We start from the raw sequence: 18,103 nt of genomic DNA, 5'->3' as shown, positions 1-18,103 counted from the left end.
GATCCTCGAAGATCGCCCGGACAGGACCTGGGCGAACAGCACCGGCCGAGCAGCAAACAGCTCGGCACCGCCCAAAGCGGCAGAAAGCAGAAAGCCGAGGGCACCAGCGGCCGAGCAGCGGAGGAGCGGAGCGCAGAAAGCACGAGGGCGGGATCAAGAGAGATCCACTCAGGGGTCCCCGGCCGGGCCGTCGCGGACCATACTGCAGGCATGACCGCGTATGACGCCATCGTGCTGGCCGGGGGAGCCGCCAAGAGGCTGGGCGGAGCCGACAAGCCGGCGCTGAGTGTCGGAGGGCGGCCGCTCCTCGACCGCGTCCTCGGGGCTTGCCGCGACGCCGGGCGGACCGTGGTCGTCGGAGGCCGCAGGGCCACCGCCCGCCCTGTCGTCTGGGCTCGGGAGGAACCCCCGGGTGGTGGCCCGCTCGCCGCGCTCGACGCCGGCGTGCGGCAGACCGCCGCCGACTCCGTCCTCGTCCTCTCGGCCGATCTGCCGTTCCTGGGGGAGCCGACCGTGCGCCGCCTGATCGGCACCCTCGGCAGCAGCGGGCGGGAGGCGGCACTGCTCACCGACTCCGACGGGCGTGACCAGCCGCTCGTCGCCGCGTACCGTACGGAGCCGCTGCGCCGCGAACTCGCTCTGCTCGCCACGGAATACGGGAGTCTGACCGGGCTGCCGTTGCGTCTGCTGACGCAGGAACTCGACCTCGCCCGGATCCACGCGGAGCCGCTCGCCTCCTTCGACTGCGACACCTGGGAGGACATCTCCGCGGCCAGGGCCCGCATCAGGGAGCATGGGAACGTGCTGGACGAATGGATCACCGCAGTCAAGGATGAACTGGGCATCGAGCTCGACGTCGACACCGGCGCCCTGCTCGACCTCGCCCGTGATGCCGCGCACGGCGTCGCCCGCCCCGCCGCTCCCCTCACCACGTTCCTGGTGGGGTATGCGGCGGCGACAGCGGGTGACGGCGGGCCGGAAGCGGTCGCGGAGGCGTCCCGGAAGGCCGCCGCACTCGCCAGGCGCTGGGAGGCGGAGGCCCAGCAGCCGGCGCCCGAGTCCGCCGGGCCGGACCAGGCCGACGCCGGATGAACGGTCGCAAGCACGAGGTCGGCGCCGAGCCCGAGTCCGACGGCGTCGAGGAGGCCCTGGCGCTGCTCGGCCCGCAGTCGCGCCAGGAACACACCCCCACCGGCAACCGGCCCACGGCGCCCGACACCGGGGGACACCGTGCGACGGCCTGGCCCGCGGCCCGGGCTCTCGCCGCGCGTATCGGGCGTAGCGCTCCCGCCCGTACCCGGAAGGTTCCGCTGGAGCAGGCCGTCGGCCAAGTGCTGGCGGAGCCGTTGACGGCGTTGTGCGATCTGCCGTCCTTCGACACGTCCGCCATGGACGGTTGGGCGGTGGCGGGCCCCGGCCCCTGGCGGGTCCACGGCGACGGTTCGGTCCTCGCGGGCCGTGACGACGCTCCCGAGCTCAGGGACGGCTCCGCCGTACGGATCGCCACCGGGGCCCGTATCCCGGCCGAGGCCACCGCGGTGATCCGCACCGAGCACGCCCGCACCGATGCCGACGGCCGACTGCTGCACGCCGAGCGGGCCGTGACGCAGGGTCAGGACATCCGTCCGCGCGGACAGGAGTGCCGCTCCGGCGACCAGCTCCTGCCGACGGGCTCCCTGGTGTCCCCCGCCGTGCTGGGGCTCGCCGCCGCCGCCGGCTACGACGAGCTGCTCACCGTCCCGCGGCCGCGGGTCGAGATCCTGGTTCTCGGTGACGAGCTGCTCACCGAAGGACTCCCCCACGACGGCCTGATCCGTGACGCGCTCGGGCCGATGGTCGGTCCCTGGCTGCGGGCCCTCGGGGTCGAGGTCGTCGCCACCCGCGCGCTCGGCGACGACGCCGACGCGCTTCACCGGGCCGTCACCACGTCGGACGCCGATCTCGTCATCACCACCGGTGGCACGGCCGCCGGGCCGGTCGACCATGTTCATCCCGTCCTGCGGAAGGTGGGTGCGGAGCTGCTGGTCGACGGCGTGGCCGTACGCCCGGGGCATCCGATGCTGCTGGCCGCCCTCCCGCCCGGCAAGAACGTCCCTGTCCGGCATCTCGTGGGTCTGCCGGGCAATCCCCTGGCGGCGGTGTCCGGGCTCCTCACCCTTGCCGAGCCGCTGCTGCGGGGGCTCGCGGGGACAGCCGCCACGGCGGGCTATCTCGCGCCGGTACGCGATGAGGTCCATGGGCATCCGTACGACACACGGCTGGTGCCGTTCGTGCACCGCGGCGAGGAACTGGTGCCGCTGCATTACAACGGGCCGGCCATGCTGCGGGGTATCGCCGCGGCCGACGGACTCGCCGTGGTGCCGCCCGGCGGTGCGCGGCCGGGGGACGAGCTGGAGGTTCTCGACCTGCCGTGGACCCCGGGGACCCCCTCGACCGTGGACGGCGGGTGTTTCACGTGAAACTGCCCGGCCACGACGCCATGGCCCGGCGGGCGGAGGAGTTCCTCGTCACCAGTCGGGTGAAGCTCCCCCGCCAGGTCGTCGACCGACCACTGCGCCAGGTCGCCAAACGGCTGCTGATGGCGCTCGCGGTCCTGGTGATCACCGTTCTGCTGGTGTGGATGGACCGTTCCGGCTACCACGACAACTCGGACGACTCGGTCGACTTCCTCGACTCCGTCTACTACGCGACGGTCACCCTCTCCACCACGGGCTACGGCGACATCGTCCCGTACAGCGCGGGCGCCCGGCTGACGAACGTGCTGCTGATCACGCCGCTGCGCGTGCTCTTTCTGATCATCCTGGTCGGCACCACCCTCGAGGTCCTCACCGAACGGACCCGGGAGGAGTGGCGGCTGAACCGCTGGAGGCTTCGCTTGCGCGATCACACGGTCATCATCGGCTTCGGAACGAAAGGCCGTTCGGCGCTCCAGACGCTGACGGCGACCGGTGTGAAGCAGGAACAGATCGTCGTCGTCGACCCCAGCGAGAAGGTGATCGAGACGGCCAACGCCGAGGGCTATGTGGGAGTGATCGGCGACGCCACCCGCAGCGATGTGCTGCTGCGGGCCGAGTTGCAACGAGCCCACCAGATCGTCATCGCGACCCAGCGGGACGACACGGCGGTGCTGGTGACACTGACGGCGCGACAGCTGAACCGGAAGGCGAAGATCGTCGCGGCGGTGCGCGAGGAGGAGAACGCGCCGCTGCTGCGGCAGTCCGGTGCCGACGCGGTCATCACCAGCGCCAGCGCGGCGGGTCGCCTGCTGGGCCTCTCCGTGCTCAGCCCCAGCGCGGGCGCGGTGATGGAGGACCTCATCCAGCAGGGCAGCGGCCTCGATCTGATCGAACGGCCGGTGATAAAGGCCGAGGTCGGCCTCAGCGTCCGGGAGACGAAAGACCTGGTGGTGAGCGTGCTGCGGGGACACCGGCTGCTGGGATACGACGATCCCGCCGCGAGTCCTCTGCAGTTGACGGACCGGGTGATCACCATCGTGCGGGCCGACGAAGGCTCATCGCTCAACAGCGTTGAATAGGCCCGCACGGGGGTAGCCTCGCCGCCATGCATGCGATCACGATTCCCGAACCCGGCGGTCCCGAGGCGCTTGTGTGGGCCGAGGCCCCCGATCCCGTACCCGGCGAGGGCGAGGTCCTCGTCGAGGTCGCGGCGAGCGCCGTCAACCGCGCCGATCTGTTGCAGCGGCAGGGCTTCTACAACCCTCCGCCGGGCGCCTCCCCCTACCCCGGCCTCGAGTGCTCCGGCACCATCGCGGCGCTCGGACCCGGGGTTTCCGGCTGGTCCGTCGGCGAAGAGGTATGCGCGCTGCTGGCGGGCGGCGGGTACGCAGAGAAGGTCGCCGTGCCGGCAGGACAGCTGCTGCCCGTCCCTCAGGGGATGGACCTGGTGACGGCGGCGGCACTGCCCGAGGTGACCGCGACGGTGTGGTCGAACGTCTTCATGATCGCGCATCTGCGTCCGGGCGAGACGCTGCTGATCCACGGGGGTGCGAGCGGCATCGGCACCATGGCGATCCAGCTCGCCAAGGCGGTCGGCGCGACGGTGGCGGTCACGGCCGGCGGGCCCGAGAAGCTGGCGCGCTGCGCCGAACTCGGTGCGGACATCCTGATCGACTACCGGCAGCAGGACTTTGTGGAAGAGCTGCGCAAGGCGACGGACGGAGCGGGCGCGGACGTCATCCTCGACATCGTCGGCGCGAAGTATCTCGACCGGAACGTGCAGGCCCTCGCCGTCAACGGCCGGCTCGCGGTGATCGGTCTCCAAGGCGGCGTCAAGGGGGAGTTGAACCTGTCGACGCTGCTGGGCAAGCGGGCCGCGGTGACGGCGACCTCGCTGCGGGGCCGCCCGCTCGGCGAGAAGGCGGCGATCATCGCGGCCGTACGTGAGCACGTCTGGCCGTTGATCGAGAACGGGCGGATCCGTCCCGTGGTCGACCGGCAGATCCCGCTCGCCGACGCGGCGGAAGGACACCGCGTGCTGGAGTCCGGCGGGAACGTCGGGAAGGTCCTGCTGGTCGCGGGCTGACCCCGCACCCCGCACCCGCCACCGGCACACCCCGAGGCACCCCCCCCGCCACCGGCACACCCCGAGGCACCCCCCGGCCACCGGCACATCACAAGCCCCCGGCCACCGGCACACCCCGAGGCACCCCCCGGCCCCGGGGTCGCCGCTGCAAAGCCGCGGCGGGCCGGTCCGGCGCTGGAAAACAGCGCCGGACCGGCCCGCCGGCCGCAGTCCGTGTCAGAGGCTCCGCATCAGAGGTTCCTCTCAGAGCCTCCGTGCCCGAACCTTCGTGTCAGAGCGGGTGTCGGAGCTCGTGTCAGAGCTTCCGTGTCAGAGGTACGGGCCCGAGCGAAGCGCGCCGTGCGGCGGGTTCTCCTCGTCCTCGTGGGAGGCGCCCGGCGGAAGAGCGCGGCGCATCTGTTCCAGCTGGGCGCGCGCCGCCATCTGCTGGGCGAACAGCGCCGTCTGGATACCGTGGAAAAGACCCTCGAGCCAGCCCACCAACTGAGCCTGCGCAATCCGCAGTTCGGCTTCCGAGGGGATCGCGTCGTCGGTGAACGGGAGCGAAAGGCGTTCCAGTTCCTCGACGAGCTCGGGCGCGAGCCCGTCCTCCAGCTCCTTGACGGAGCCGGCGTGGATCTCCTTGAGCCGTACGCGGCTCGCCTCGTCCAGAGGTGCCGCCCTGACCTCCTCCAGCAGCTGCTTGATCATGCTGCCGATACGCATGACCTTCGCCGGCTGTTCCACCATCTCGGTCAACGGGACCTCCCGCGACTCATCGTCTCCGCCACTGCCGCCGAGCGCCATTCCGTCCTGTCCCACGACAAGAACGTGGGGGCTCTCCTGCGACCGTTCATTCCTCGGCATCTCCATGCCGCCATTCTCTCGCACATGTGCGTCATCACACGGTGTGCCCCCGTACGAGAGTGATCCACCCTCGTACGGGGGCACAAAAGTGCAGGCAGTGCGATCAGGAGCCGGTCACGAGCTGATCAGGACGCGATCCGGGCCGATCATGTCGCCTCGCGCCGGGAGAGGGCGCCACGGGAGCGGGTCACCAGCGCCGCCAGCAGGGCCGCGCCCACGGGGACCGCGATCAGCAGCGCCGCCAGGGTCGCCCAGGGGACGAGGATCGGCACGTACGGAAGCGAGTCACTGCCGGCGTAGCCCTGGTCGAGGGCCTCCTCGTACCACTTCAGTTCCTGGCGCTTCTCGGTGAGGCGCAGGCCGATCGCCGGGAGCACTCCGGCCGCCGAACCGAGCACCACACCCATCGCGGCCACCACCCCGCACTGGAACCCGCTGAGCGTCCTGCGCACCCGGGGCGGGGCGCCGACCGCGGCCAGCGTCTTCAGGTCGGCCTCGGCATCCGCCTGGGCGAGACCCGTGGCGATACCGGCCGCGCCGATGGTGATCAGGCCGGCGAAGACGGTCAGCGCCAGCAGGATGATGCTGTTCTCGCTGGTGTAGCCCTCCTCGACGTGCAGATTGACCTCGGAGCCGGTCTTGTCGAGCTCGGCGTCCAGCTGCTGGCGCTGCTCACTGCTCGGCATCTTGTCGGTGGAGTAGTAGGCACCCAACGGAACCGTCTGGACCCCGGCCGCCTTCGCGGTGGCGGGCGACATGATCATCGCGACGCCGTAGGACTTCTGCTGGGCGTCGGCCTGGTACGTGGCGAAGGACTTGACCTCGCCGGGGGCCTCCTTGCCCTTCTCCTGTGCTTCGTCGGCCGCCTTCGTGTCGGTGATCAGGCGGATGCCGATCTTGCCCTTGGCGTCCACATTGCGCTTGTCGAACGAGACGATCTGCCCCGCGGCCAGTGCCTTCTCGGCCGCCGGGTCGTCGATTCCGAGGACCCGCATCAGCTTGGCGTCGCCGACGAGCAGCCCGCTGTCGGTGTAGCTGACCTCGTTGCTGCTCAGGCAGCGCCAGTCCTTGGCCAGCTTGCGCCGCTCGGCCTTGCCGAACTTCTCCCACGGGTCCGCGTTCGGGTGGGCCGGATCCGTGCGCCACAGCGGGCACTGGTTGGCGAGAGGCACGATCACCTCGTACCGTCCGCAGTCCTCCCCGCCGTCGTACATCGAGCAGCCGGCCTTGCCGACCGAGACCCGGTCCACATCCGCACGGACATCGACGGGGAGCATCTTCTGCACCGAGGCGCGTACGGACGGGACGTCCCGTCCGCCGTCCTCGTCGATCATCACGGAGACCGCGCCGTGCGGCAGCCGTGCCTTGTAGTCGGCCTTGCTCTGGGCGTCCGTGCTCGCGGCGTACGTCGCCACCGCGACCGTGCCGGCGACGGCGGCCAGCACCGCGGCGACCGCGGGAGCCGTACGGCCCCGGTTGCGCACCGCGTCCCGCAGCGCCAGCCGCGGGGACAGCGGCAGGATGCGTCCCGTCCGGCCGAACAGGCCGACCAGGGCGGGAGTCAGGGCGACGATGCCCAGTTCGGCGAGGGCGCTGCCGCCCGCCACCACGATGAACTGGTCGGTCATCGTCGATCCGTAGAGCGCGATGGCCGCGCCCAGGGTGACCGCCACCAGACCGATCACCGGCAGCACCCGGCTGCTCTTGCGGACACCGCGACGGCCGGTGAGCGATGCCAGCACCGACTGACGCGAGGAGGTGATGGCGGGCACCAGCGCGGCCATGACACCGGTGAACACCGCGAGCAGTCCGATGCCGAGGAGTTCGAGCGGCCGGATGTCGAAGCTGCCGAAGCGTGCGCCCATGTAGTTCTCGAGCACGGGCCGCAGCGCGAAGGTGAGCAGCAGTCCGAGGATGGTGCCGACGACGGCCGCGGCGATGCCGATGACCAGACCGCCGGAGAGGACGATGGCACGGATATGGCGGCGGTCACCGCCGTTGGCTCCCACCAGACCGAGCTGGCGGCGCGAGCGCCGGGCGCCGACGGCGAAGGCCGGGCCTGCCAGCAGGCAGATCTCCAGCATGGCCAGACCGACGACGGTTCCCGCGGCGGCGAGGGCGGCCGCCTTGGCGGCCGTGCTCTGCTCGAAGTTGCCCCAGCCGTCCTCCTGGAACAGCGGAACCTCGGAATCGGCCGGCGGGTCGAGGGCGACGGCACGCGACTCGACCTTCACGCCCTTGGCGTTGGCCGCCTTGACCATGTTCCACGTGAAACCACCCGAGACCTTCACCAGGTACGTGGTGGACGCCGACGAGGTCGGCAGCCCTGCCTTCTCGAGCGCCTTGTCCAGCGGCGTGAGCAGCGCCCCGGGAAGCGCGTTGATCTGATCGGTGTCCAGCGCGTCCGGGAGTTCGTAGGCGCCCACGATCGTGTACGCGCGGTCGAGGCCGCGGGCGGTGACCTTGGAACCGACCTTCAGGTCGCTGTTCTCCAGGAAGTGCGTGGTCGCCGCGACCTCGTCGTCCTTCGTCGGGAACCGGCCGTCGGTGACGGTCAGCATCCCCTTGACCATGGGGTCGGACGCCTTGATCTCGCGGACCTCGGTGTTCAGCAGACCGTGTGCCGTCCGCAGCTTGGCCCGGCCGGTCGTGTCGGCCAGCGACGTGGCACCCGCGGGCAGCGCCTTGCTGACGTCGCCCTTGCCCTCCGGGTAGGGCCGGTTGTCGAAGTCGCCCACCGGCATGTAGCTGTCGCCGTTGGGGGACTGCATGAGGGGCGACCCGCCCATGCCCGGGTCGTCCAGCCGCGCGTCGGCGGTACCGAGCTTGCGCTCCATGGTCTGCGCGGTGGAGAGCTCCGCGCTGCGCAGGGTGAGATCCGCGGCACTCACACCGAGGATGGGGAGAGCGATCATCGCGAGGACGAGGAAGCTGCGTCCCTTGTAGCGCCAGGCGTCACGGCGGGCGATGCGGATCGCGGCCCGCCAGGAGTGGTACGAGCTGTTCACAGTTCGGCCGCCTGGCCCGAGAGCAGCGAGTCGGCCTGGCTGCGGATGGTCTGGTCGACGACGGCGCCGTCACGCAGGAAGACCACACGGTCCGCCCAGGCGGCGAAGCGCGGCTCGTGCGTGACGAGGATGCCGGCAGCGCCGGCGTCGCAACGGGCGCGCAGCAGGGCGAGCACGGACTCACCGGTCTCGGAGTCGAGGGCGCCGGTCGGCTCGTCGGCGAGGACGAGCCGGCGCTCGCCGACCAAGGCGCGGGCGATGGCGACGCGCTGCTGCTGGCCGCCTGACATCTCGTCGGGGAAGCGGTTGGCGAGATGTGCGAGGTCCATCTCCTCGAGGGCGGCGACGGCCTCGTTACGGGCCTTGCGGGCGGACATGCCGTCCAGTTCGCGCGGCAGGGAGACGTTCTCGGCGGCGGTCAGCGCCGGGATGAGGTTGTAGTCCTGGAAGACGTAGCCGATGCTGCGGCGGCGCAGGGCGGCGAGCGTCTTGCGGTTGGCGGTGGTGATGTCGGTGTTCTCGACGATCACCCGTCCCGAGGTGGGGGTGTCGAGCCCGCCCGCGATGGTGAGCAGCGTGGACTTGCCGGAGCCGGACGGGCCCATGACGGCGACGAGTTCGCCCGGGAAGACGTCGAGGTTGATGCCGCGCAGGGCATGGACCTCGGTGGCGCCGCTTCCGTGGACACGGGTCAGTTCCTGCAGTTGCAGGACGGGCTGCTGTGACTGCTGTGACGCCTGTGGCTGCTGTGACATGCGATCGGACATGGGAGGGTCCCCCTTGGACGGACGGGTGAGCGGAAGACTGATGGGCGTGAGGCCCGGGGGGTCCGGAGCGGTGCTCGGACCGTGGGGTCCGGAGCGCAGTGCTCGGACCGTGGGGTCGGGGGCCGGGAACTCCCGGGCCCCCGGGCGGAGTCGGCCCCGGCCGGGGGCCTGTCGCTAGGCCGTGGACTGCCCGGAGCGATCGGCCTGCGGGGACTGCGCGGCGGGTGCGGACTGCGTGGACTGCGCCTGCTGTCCGAGCAGCGAGGTGGCCGTCGGGCGTGAGGCTCCCCGCTCGGCCTGGGCGGAGAGCCGGATGAGCCGTACTTCGCAGTGGTCGAGCCAGCGTGCCTCGGCCTCGGTCTGGAAGATCAGCTGTTCCAGGACGAGCAGCCAGGCCACGTCGTCGCGCTCCTGCGACCCGCCGCTCTCGATGGCGGCCAGCGCCTGGGCCTTGAGCCGCGTGTAGTCCTGCATCGCCTTCACGGTGTGATGGCGCTGGGACTGGATGACGGCACGGATGTCCACGCCCGGAGCGCCGATCGCCATGGCGAGCTTGATGGCCAGCTCGTCCCGCGGCGGATTGCTCCGGTCCACCGGAGTCTCGAACCAGTTGGTGAGCTCGGTGTGACCGGCCTCGGTGATGACGTACAGCGCGTGGCCGGCGTCATCCGCACCGCTCTGGGCGACCATGCCGTCGCGTTCCAGGCGGTTGAGGGTCGTGTAGACCTGACCCACGTTCAGCGGCCAGGTGGAACCGGTGCGGGACTCGAACTCCGTGCGGAGCTGTGAGCCGTAGCGCGGACCGTGTTCCAGGAGGGCGAGGAGCCCGTGACGGATGGACATACTCGGTATGTATACCGGGTATGCCGGTGCGCGCCAACCGTCGGGAGGCGGAGCCGTCGCCTCCGTCTCAAGGAGGACAGGCGCCTCAGCGGCGCCTCATCCGTACGGCCAGGAAGCCGATTCCGAGGCCCATGAGGGCCATCCCGATGCCGAGGGACAGTGGCGAGATCTGCCTCGCGACGGCCTCGGGGGCGGCCTGTTCCTGCTGTTGACGTGCGGCGGCGGGCGCGAACGGGGTCGGCGGAGGCGCCGGCTGTTCGGCGTCCTCCTCGTGCTCCTCCGTCCAGGGTTCCTCCTCCTCCGTGAGACGGGGCCGCGGAGGATGGTGGTGCCTGCGGGAGGGGGGCGCCGAGGCCGACGGAGACGCGGAAACGGACGCGGAACGCGTGGCGGAGGGTGTGCCGGACGGGTTGAGCGACGGCTTGGCGGAGACTGACGGCGTGCTCGGGCTCACGCTCACCGGGGGCAACGGCCGCCCCGGGCGGGGCCGGCCCTCGCCGGCGGGCCTGCCCGCGAGGGAGGGCGACGCCGTGGGTCTGCCGGAGGGGGAGGCTTCGGGGGTCCCGGACTCGTCCGCCTGTGCCGGATGGGCGACCAGCAGCAACGAGGCGACCGCGATGGCGCACCGCGTGCGGAGCCTTGGAGTCACCGGGTGACCCCCTCCCGTGCCGAACCGCTGTGTTGATGGACTCAGCGTCACATGACGTACCAAGGACGGCATCTCGGGCACCGGCCGTACGGGTCATCGGCCGCGGCAACACGAACGGCCCGGCACGCGTGGTGCGTACCGGGCCGTGTCGGAAAAGGAACAGAAGGCGAGGTCAGGGGGACTTGCCCGTGGAGATCGTCAGCTCGAACTCCTGGCTACCCGGCAGGACGGCAGCGCCCTGGCTCGGGTACTGCCCGACCACGGCGTCCTTGGGCCACTGGGGGTTGTCCTCCGTCTTGACGGTCCAGGTCCAGTTCGCGGCCCGCAGGCACTCCTTGACGCTCAGCACGTCCTTGTAACGGAGGTCGGGGACCACGACCTTCTTGGGGTCCTGGCCGTCCTCCGTCGCCGCGGAGCACTTGGTGGCCTCGATGGTCCGGTTCCGGTCCGGCGGGAGCTCACCGCCCTGCTGAGACGTGCTCGAACTCGGGTCCCCGCCCGTGTTGTCGTCCTTCCCCTTGTCCTTCATCGAGATCGCCGCGATCAGACCGCCGATCGCCAGCAGCGCGACCGCGATCGCACCGATGATCACCGGCATGTTCCGCTTGCCGCCGCTGCCGCCACCCGGGCCGGTCGTGGCCGTCTGCGGGGACATCGTGTACGGAGGCGGCGTCGAGGCCAGGGGCCCCGCCGTCTGGTACGCCGGAGCGGGATTGTGCGGATAGCCGTACTGCGGAGCCGGGGTCGGGGCGGGCGCCGGGGTCGGCGGGCCGTACGGGCTCGGCTGGTACGGCGTCTGCACGCTCTGCGGCGGCGGCGCCGACTGGTCGAGCGGCGGGAAGACGGCCGAGCCGACCCCCGAGCCGCTCGCGGCCGGGGCGCCACCGACGATCACCGGGGCGCCCGTCTGTCCGGCACCCATCACCCGTGCGCACTCGTCGCGCATCGCGGCCGCGCTCGGGAACCGCTCGTTCGGGTTCTTCTTCAGCGCACGGGCGACGAGGGCATCCATCGCGGGAGTGACGGAGCGGTTGATCGAGGACGGAGCGACCGGCTCCTCCTGGACATGCGCGTACGCGATCGCCAGCGGGGAGTCGGCGTCGAACGGGAGCCGTCCGGTGAGCAGCTGGAAGAGCATGATGCCGACGGAGTACAGATCGGAACGGGCGTCCACGCCGCGTCCCAGCGCCTGCTCCGGCGACAGGTACTGCGGGGTGCCGACGACCATGCCGGTCTGCGTCATCGAGGTGACGCCCGACTGCATGGCGCGCGCGATGCCGAAGTCCATCACCTTGACGACGCCGCGCTTGGTCATCATCACGTTGCCGGGCTTGATGTCCCGGTGGACCAGGCCCATTTCGTGGCTGGTCTCCAGGGCGGCCAGCACATCGGCCGTCACCTTGAGCGCCTTCTCGGCCGGCATCGCGCCGTACTGCTGGACGTCCGCCTGAAGGACGGATCCGAGGGGCCGGCCCTCGACGTACTCCATGACGATGTACGGCATCAGCGAGCCGTCGAGCTCGTCCTCGCCGGTGTCGAAGACGGAGACGATATTGGGGTGCGACAGCTTGGCGACGGCCTGGGCCTCGCGGCGGAAGCGCTCACGGAAGGACTGCTCGCGCCCGAGCTCGGTGTGCAGCGTCTTGATGGCGACCTGGCGGTCCAGCGCCGAGTCGTACGCCAGATAGACGGAGGCCATACCGCCCTCGCCGAGCAGGTCGCGAAGCTGATACCGGCCACCCGCCACGGACCCACCCGCATAGCGGCCCTGCGCGCCGTCCTGGCTCATGACTGTGCTTCCCCCTCGGCGCGGACACCTGACGGCCCTCGATGGCCCGCGTCGCCGCGTGATCCGTGATGCATTACGTGATCCCTATTACGGGGCAAGTCTGCCCGAGGGGTCCGACACGTCAAGCCGGGTGCCCGTTCCGTGACCGTACGCACAAGAAGAGTCTCGGACTCGTTACAGGAAAAGCATGGAATTTGCGCCGTCGGACCGGCAGCGGGTTTGATGGCCGGTCCATCTCGAGCAGGCGCGTCTCGCGGAGGCTGTAGCGTGAGGCGGCACAAGCACCCTGAGGACGACAGCGATTCCCGCACGCACCCCCACGCACGCGGACAGATACGACGGCGAGGAATGATGGCACCCGAACCCGAAGCAGGCGGCGGCGTGCCGGATGCGGCGGACTCCTGGGGCACCGGCGGGCTGGTCGGAGACGGCCGGTACCGGCTGACGCACCGCCTCGGCCGCGGCGGCATGGCCGAAGTCTACGCGGCGGAGGACGTACGGCTCGGTCGGACCGTCGCGGTGAAACTGCTGCGCGCCGACCTCGCCGAGGACCCTGTCTCCAAGGCCCGCTTCACCCGCGAGGCACAGTCGGTCGCGGGCCTCAACCACCATGCGATCGTGGCGGTCTACGACTCCGGCGAGGACGTCGTGGGCGGCCAGTCCGTGCCGTACATCGTCATGGAGCTGGTCGAGGGCCGCACGATCCGCGATCTGCTGCTGAACGCCGAGGCCCCGCCGCCCGAGCAGGCCCTGATCATCGTCTCCGGCGTCCTCGAAGCACTCGCGTACTCCCACCAGCACGGCATCGTGCACCGGGACATCAAGCCCGCGAACGTCATCATCACCAACTCGGGTGCGGTGAAGGTGATGGACTTCGGCATCGCGCGCGCCCTGCACGGGGCGTCGACGACGATGACGCAGACCGGCATGGTGATGGGCACGCCGCAGTACCTGTCCCCCGAGCAGGCGCTGGGCAAGGCCGTCGACCACCGGTCCGACCTCTACGCGACGGGCTGTCTGCTCTACGAACTCCTCGCGCTGCGGCCCCCCTTCACCGGTGAGACCCCGCTCTCGGTGGTCTACCAGCACGTCCAGGACATCCCGGCCCCGCCGTCCGAGGTCTCGGACGTGGTGCCGCCGGAGCTCGACGGCATGGTGATGCGCTCGCTCGCGAAGGACCCGGACGACCGGTTCCAGAGCGCGGAGGAGATGCGCGGCCTGGTGCAGTACTCGCTGCAGATGCTCCAGCAGCAGGGCAGCCACAACGGCAGCTGGAACACCGGGCCGGTCGTGCTGAACGACGGCGGGCCGACGCCCGCCATGGGCACCACGGGGCCGACCGCCGTGCACCACCCCGTGCACGGTGACACCTCGCAGGGTCCGCTCCTGCCTCCGCCCAACCCGAACGACGGCGCGTACGACGGTCATCGGCCGGGCGGCCGCAAGGGCCGCAGCAAGGTATGGCTGCTGGCCGTGCTCGCGGTGGTCGCCATCGCGGTCGGTATCGCCTTCGCGCTGAACAAGGCGGGCGACACGGGCGGCACCCCCTCCGACAAGACGTCGGTCTCCGAGACGCCCACGACGCCGGACGAGACGCCGACGCCGACCGAGGAGGAGACCCAGCCGACGGAGGAGCCGGACGACAGCACCGGCGGCAATCAGGAGCCGTCGGAGGAGCCGACGTACACCCGGCCGGTCACGCCGAGCGATCCGCAGACGACGGCGGGCCCCACCGACCAGCCGACGGAGCCCACGGACCCGCCGACGGAGCCCACGGACCCGCCGACCGAGCCGACGGACCCGCCCACGGATCCGCCGACGGGCGGCACCAACGAGGGTGCCAACGGTGATCCGGGCGACCCGGGCGGCACCGAGGGCGGCTGACGTCGGGCGGGGTGCTCCAGGGCACCCGGTGTTCGGCGCCGAGTCGGGCACGATCCACAGGCCCTAGGCCGTAAAGGCGTCCCGGACCGCCTCGTACTCGCTCGTCCACCAGACCGCCAGGGCCGACACCGCGGGAAACTGCGGGTCGGCCCTTCGGTCGTTCAGCTGGTAGCGCCACCGCAGTATCCAGAAGTCGTTGAGCCGCTCCCACCACACCCGGTGCACCGCCGCCGCGAGCTCCGCCGCGTCCGCGCCGGCGGCCCGGCGGTAGGCCCGGGCGTAGGCGCGTACCTTCGGCAGTTCCAGTTCGCCGGCCGGCTGGACGAAGAAGATCGCCGCCGCCCGTACGGCCTCCTCGGCGCGCGGCTGCACGCCCAGCCGGTCCCAGTCGACGATCGCCGCGGGCTCCGCGCCCCGGTAGAGCAGGTTCAGCGGGTGGAAGTCGCCGTGCACCCAGCCGCCCGCGGAGCCCGGCGGCGGTCTGTGCCCGGCATGGCGCTCCAGCAGCGCGCGGCGCTCCACGAGCCGGTGCTCGGCGAGGGTGTCGAAGGCGTCGTGCGGCCGGGTGGCCCGCGCCAGGGACAGCAGTTCGTCGATGAGCGCGAAGGTCTCCTCGGGGTCGGCGCTCTCGTACTCGCCGCGTTCTGTGTGGTCGACCTCCATGACCTGGTCGAGGCAGGTGTGGACGAGGCCCAGGAGGGAGCCGAGCCGCCGGGACTGGGCCGTCGTGAGGTGGGCGCCGTCGCGGTGGCGGCCGTCGACCCAGGGGTGCAGGGCGTAACAGCGGCCGCCGATCACCGCGACCGTGCCGCCCTCGGTGTCCTCGACGGGCGGGGCGACCGGGACACCGAGCGCCTGGAGACGTTTGGTCGCCCGGTGCTGGCGGGCGATGGCCTCGCGGTCGCCGTCGAGGTGGTGCTTGAGGAAGTAGGCGCCGCGGGTGGTGGACAGCCGGTAGCCGCGGTTGAGGAGGCCCAGGGTGACCGGCTCGCAGGACAGTGGTTCGCCCGGGTCCTCGTAGCGGCGCAGAAGCGGACCGAGGGGTGGGGCGGTTGCAGATGAGCGCGGCACCCGCCAGATGTTAGATCACGCAGCGTGTCGGGTGGGACGCTCTTCGAGATAGTCCATCGTGTGCACGGTCACGAACCGGGGTTCGATCCGCAGATAGACGGGATCGAACGCCTCGCCGTTCATGTGGTGCGGCTGCTCCCCGAAGAGCCGCAGCATCTCCTCGGACGGCTGGACCACCTCCGCCGTACCGCTGAACTGCACGGACCAGCGGACCGCCGCACCGGAGTTGAGGTTGTCCGCGCCGTAGGCCACCACGCTGCCGTTGCACGCGCTGTGGTAGCCGAAACCGCGGTGTATCCGCAGGAGGACGCTGCCGTCCAGCACGATGTGCCGGGCCGGCGCGACGAACGGCATGGCCCGCATGCTCGTCGCCAGCCGGCCGTACGGCACGCGTCCGAGCAGTTCGACCGCGCGGGCTTCCTCGGTGGACATCACTCCACTCTCCGTGACGGACGGCCTGCCCGGAAGGGCCCGCCGCCCTCGGCCCGCAAGGACGAAGGTCCCGGTGGCGAGGGCCGGAACGGGTCAGCCCGGACGGGTGAGGCGGGGCGTCAGCGGTACTCGCGCTCCGCCTGTATCCGGGCCACGTAGGCGGCGGCCTGCGAACGCCGCTCCATGCCCAGTTTGGACAGCAGGCTCGAGACGTAGTTCTTGATGGTCTTCTCGGCGAGGTGCAGCCGCTCGCCGATGACCCGGTTGGTCAGTCCCTCGCCGATCAGGTCCAGGATCCTGCGTTCCTGCTCGGTCAGGGAAGCCAGCTTCTCGTCGCTCTTCGGGCTGTTGCCGCCCCGCAGCCGCTCCAGCACCCGGGCGGTCGCCACGGGGTCGAGCAGCGACCGGCCGGCCGCCACGTCCCGCACCGCCGTCAACAGCTCGTTCCCGCGGATCGCCTTCAGTACGTATCCCGACGCGCCGGCCATGATCGCGTCGAAAAGTGCCTCGTCGTCGGAGAACGAGGTGAGCATCAGACATTTGATGTGCTCATCGGCGGAACGGACCTCGCGGCAGACCTCGACACCGCTGCCGTCGGGCAGCCGAACATCGAGAATGGCGACATCAGGGCTGGTCGCAGGGATTCTGACCAGGGCGTCTGCCGCCGTGCCCGCCTCTCCGACGACCTCGATGTCCTCCTCGCCGGAGAGCAGTTCGTGGACTCCGCGGCGCACGACCTCATGATCGTCAAGAAGAAATACGGTGATTTTTCCGTCTTCGGGCACGAAAGCAGTCTCACACATCTACTCTTCCCGTGCCTGGGGTGCCCGGGATAACGTGCCCGTGTTCCGGCGGCCTGCAAGGCTGTGACCAGTGGTTGTTCCCGTATTTCGCGATTTACTTGGATATCCAAGCAAAATCGCAGGTCAAATGGGGTTTCGCAGTAATGCGGCCCACTGGGTAACGTGCCTTTGGCAGGGCGCTCGCCGGGGCACCTGTCACGCCTGTTCCCGGCTGCGTCGCACCCACCCCGTGCACGGGTACTGGAATCAGGCGAGCCGCACTGGTTTACCCGGCGAACCCGGGGGCCGGACCGACGGAGGAGCACGCACGTGACCGTGGAGAGCACTGCCGCGCGCAAACCGCGACGCAGCAGCAAGCGCGTCAGCGCCGCGAAGAAGCCACAGGGCTCGGAGCCCCAGCTCGTACAGCTGCTGACGCCCGAGGGCGAGCGGATCGAGCACCCTGAGTACAGCATCGATCTGACGCCCGAGGAGCTGCGCGGCCTGTACCGCGACATGGTTCTCACGCGCCGCTTCGACGCCGAGGCCACCTCCCTGCAGAGGCAGGGAGAGCTCGGGCTGTGGGCATCACTGCTGGGCCAGGAGGCCGCACAGATCGGGTCGGGTCGCGCGCTGCGCGACGACGACTACGTCTTCCCGACCTACCGCGAGCACGGTGTCGCCTGGTGCCGCGGTGTCGACCCCACCAATCTGCTCGGCATGTTCCGCGGTGTGAACCACGGTGGGTGGGACCCGAACACCAACAACTTCCACCTGTACACGATCGTCATCGGCTCGCAGACGCTGCACGCCACCGGCTACGCGATGGGCGTGGCCAAGGACGGTGCCGACTCGGCCGTGATCGCGTACTTCGGTGACGGCGCGTCCAGCCAGGGCGACGTCGCGGAATCGTTCACCTTCTCCGCGGTCTACAACGCTCCCGTGGTGTTCTTCTGCCAGAACAACCAGTGGGCGATCTCGGAGCCGACCGAGAAGCAGACCCGGGTGCCGCTCTACCAGCGCGCCCAGGGCTTCGGCTTCCCCGGTATCCGCGTCGACGGCAACGACGTGCTCGCCTGCCTGGCCGTGACCCGGTCCGCGCTGGAGCGCGCCCGCCGCGGCGAGGGCCCGACCCTGGTCGAGGCGTTCACCTACCGCATGGGCGCGCACACCACCTCGGACGACCCGACGAAGTACCGGGCCGACGAGGAGCGCCAGGCGTGGGAGGCGAAGGACCCGATCCTGCGGCTCCGTACGTATCTGGAGAACGCCGTTCTCGACAAGAACGAGGCCGAAGCCTTCTTCACCTCCCTGGAGGAGGAGAGCGAGACGCTCGGCAAGCGGGTCCGTGAGGCGGTGCGGGCCATGCCCGACCCGGACGACCTGGCGATCTTCGAGAATGTCTACGCAGACGGGCACGCCCTCGTCGACGAGGAGCGCGCTCAGTTCCTCGCGTACCAGGCGTCCTTCGCCGAGGAGGGCAACTGATC

General features: G+C 70.7%; 15 protein-coding genes. 6 read left to right on the top strand and 9 right to left on the bottom strand.

All coding sequences use genetic code 11. The features are described from left to right. The first annotated feature begins 210 nt into the window (after window positions 1-210). From RPQ07_RS18415 to RPQ07_RS18400, 4 genes are read left to right on the top strand one after another with little or no spacing between them, the layout of a single operon-like run. Window positions 211-1,092, top strand: a complete 882-nt coding sequence (locus RPQ07_RS18415; protein WP_313945255.1) for an NTP transferase domain-containing protein — start codon at window positions 211-213, stop codon at window positions 1,090-1,092. After that, window positions 1,089-2,459 (top strand): molybdopterin molybdotransferase MoeA, encoded by a 1,371-nt coding sequence (locus tag RPQ07_RS18410; protein WP_313945254.1) that lies wholly within the window; start codon window positions 1,089-1,091, stop codon window positions 2,457-2,459. The genes RPQ07_RS18415 and RPQ07_RS18410 overlap by 4 nt, the downstream gene beginning before the upstream one ends. Beyond that, window positions 2,411-3,535, top strand: coding sequence for a potassium channel family protein (locus tag RPQ07_RS18405; protein ID WP_313945253.1), 1,125 nt, complete (start codon window positions 2,411-2,413; stop codon window positions 3,533-3,535). The genes RPQ07_RS18410 and RPQ07_RS18405 overlap by 49 nt, the downstream gene beginning before the upstream one ends. Before the next feature lie 26 nt (window positions 3,536-3,561). Continuing rightward, window positions 3,562-4,542, top strand: a complete 981-nt coding sequence (locus RPQ07_RS18400; RefSeq protein ID WP_313945252.1) for an NAD(P)H-quinone oxidoreductase — start codon at window positions 3,562-3,564, stop codon at window positions 4,540-4,542. Window positions 4,543-4,851: 309 nt separating this feature from the next. Here RPQ07_RS18400 and RPQ07_RS18395 read toward each other — a convergent pair whose 3' ends face one another. From RPQ07_RS18395 to RPQ07_RS18370, 6 genes are all read right to left on the bottom strand, one after another. After that, on the bottom strand, window positions 4,852-5,394 hold the full coding sequence (locus RPQ07_RS18395) for a bacterial proteasome activator family protein (RefSeq protein WP_313945251.1): 543 nt from the start codon (window positions 5,392-5,394) through the stop codon (window positions 4,852-4,854). 140 nt (window positions 5,395-5,534) lie between these two features. Continuing rightward, entirely contained in the window at window positions 5,535-8,396 is a 2,862-nt protein-coding gene (locus RPQ07_RS18390) for an ABC transporter permease (protein WP_313945250.1), read from the bottom strand. Beyond that, window positions 8,393-9,163 (bottom strand): ABC transporter ATP-binding protein, encoded by a 771-nt coding sequence (locus RPQ07_RS18385; RefSeq protein ID WP_313945249.1) that lies wholly within the window; start codon window positions 9,161-9,163, stop codon window positions 8,393-8,395. The genes RPQ07_RS18390 and RPQ07_RS18385 overlap by 4 nt, the downstream gene beginning before the upstream one ends. 174 nt (window positions 9,164-9,337) lie before the next feature. After that, window positions 9,338-10,006 (bottom strand): PadR family transcriptional regulator, encoded by a 669-nt coding sequence (locus RPQ07_RS18380; protein ID WP_313945248.1) that lies wholly within the window; start codon window positions 10,004-10,006, stop codon window positions 9,338-9,340. Between the two features lie 85 nt (window positions 10,007-10,091). Further along, the gene (locus RPQ07_RS18375) at window positions 10,092-10,655 is read right to left on the bottom strand and encodes a hypothetical protein (RefSeq protein ID WP_313945247.1); all 564 of its coding nucleotides are present in this window, start codon (window positions 10,653-10,655) and stop codon (window positions 10,092-10,094) included. Window positions 10,656-10,827: 172 nt separating this feature from the next. Further along, a complete protein-coding gene (locus tag RPQ07_RS18370; RefSeq protein WP_313945246.1) occupies window positions 10,828-12,444 on the bottom strand; it encodes a protein kinase domain-containing protein in 1,617 nt (538 codons plus the stop codon). Between the two features lie 351 nt (window positions 12,445-12,795). Here RPQ07_RS18370 and RPQ07_RS18365 point away from each other — a divergent pair, with 351 nt between their 5' ends. After that, a complete protein-coding gene (locus tag RPQ07_RS18365) occupies window positions 12,796-14,328 on the top strand; it encodes a protein kinase domain-containing protein (RefSeq protein WP_313945245.1) in 1,533 nt (510 codons plus the stop codon). Between the two features lie 63 nt (window positions 14,329-14,391). Here the strand turns inward: RPQ07_RS18365 and RPQ07_RS18360 are convergent, their stop codons facing one another. The 3 genes from RPQ07_RS18360 to RPQ07_RS18350 form a co-directional block, all read right to left on the bottom strand. Then, window positions 14,392-15,399, bottom strand: a complete 1,008-nt coding sequence (locus RPQ07_RS18360; RefSeq protein ID WP_313945244.1) for a phosphotransferase — start codon at window positions 15,397-15,399, stop codon at window positions 14,392-14,394. Window positions 15,400-15,414: 15 nt separating this feature from the next. After that, window positions 15,415-15,831, bottom strand: a complete 417-nt coding sequence (locus tag RPQ07_RS18355) for a pyridoxamine 5'-phosphate oxidase family protein (RefSeq protein WP_313945243.1) — start codon at window positions 15,829-15,831, stop codon at window positions 15,415-15,417. 119 nt (window positions 15,832-15,950) lie between these two features. Next, the gene (locus tag RPQ07_RS18350; protein WP_313945242.1) at window positions 15,951-16,616 is read right to left on the bottom strand and encodes a response regulator transcription factor; all 666 of its coding nucleotides are present in this window, start codon (window positions 16,614-16,616) and stop codon (window positions 15,951-15,953) included. A gap of 327 nt (window positions 16,617-16,943) precedes the next feature. Here RPQ07_RS18350 and pdhA point away from each other — a divergent pair, with 327 nt between their 5' ends. Further along, window positions 16,944-18,101 (top strand): pyruvate dehydrogenase (acetyl-transferring) E1 component subunit alpha, encoded by a 1,158-nt coding sequence (gene pdhA, locus RPQ07_RS18345; RefSeq protein ID WP_313945241.1) that lies wholly within the window; start codon window positions 16,944-16,946, stop codon window positions 18,099-18,101. The last annotated feature ends 2 nt before the right edge of the window (window positions 18,102-18,103 follow it).

It is taken from the genome of Streptomyces sp. AM8-1-1 (genome assembly GCF_032229325.1).
Classification (GTDB): Bacteria; Actinomycetota; Actinomycetes; order Streptomycetales; family Streptomycetaceae; genus Streptomyces; species Streptomyces achmelvichensis.
Note: the sequence above shows the minus strand (reverse complement) of the source record. Positions and strands in the feature narration are given on the sequence as shown.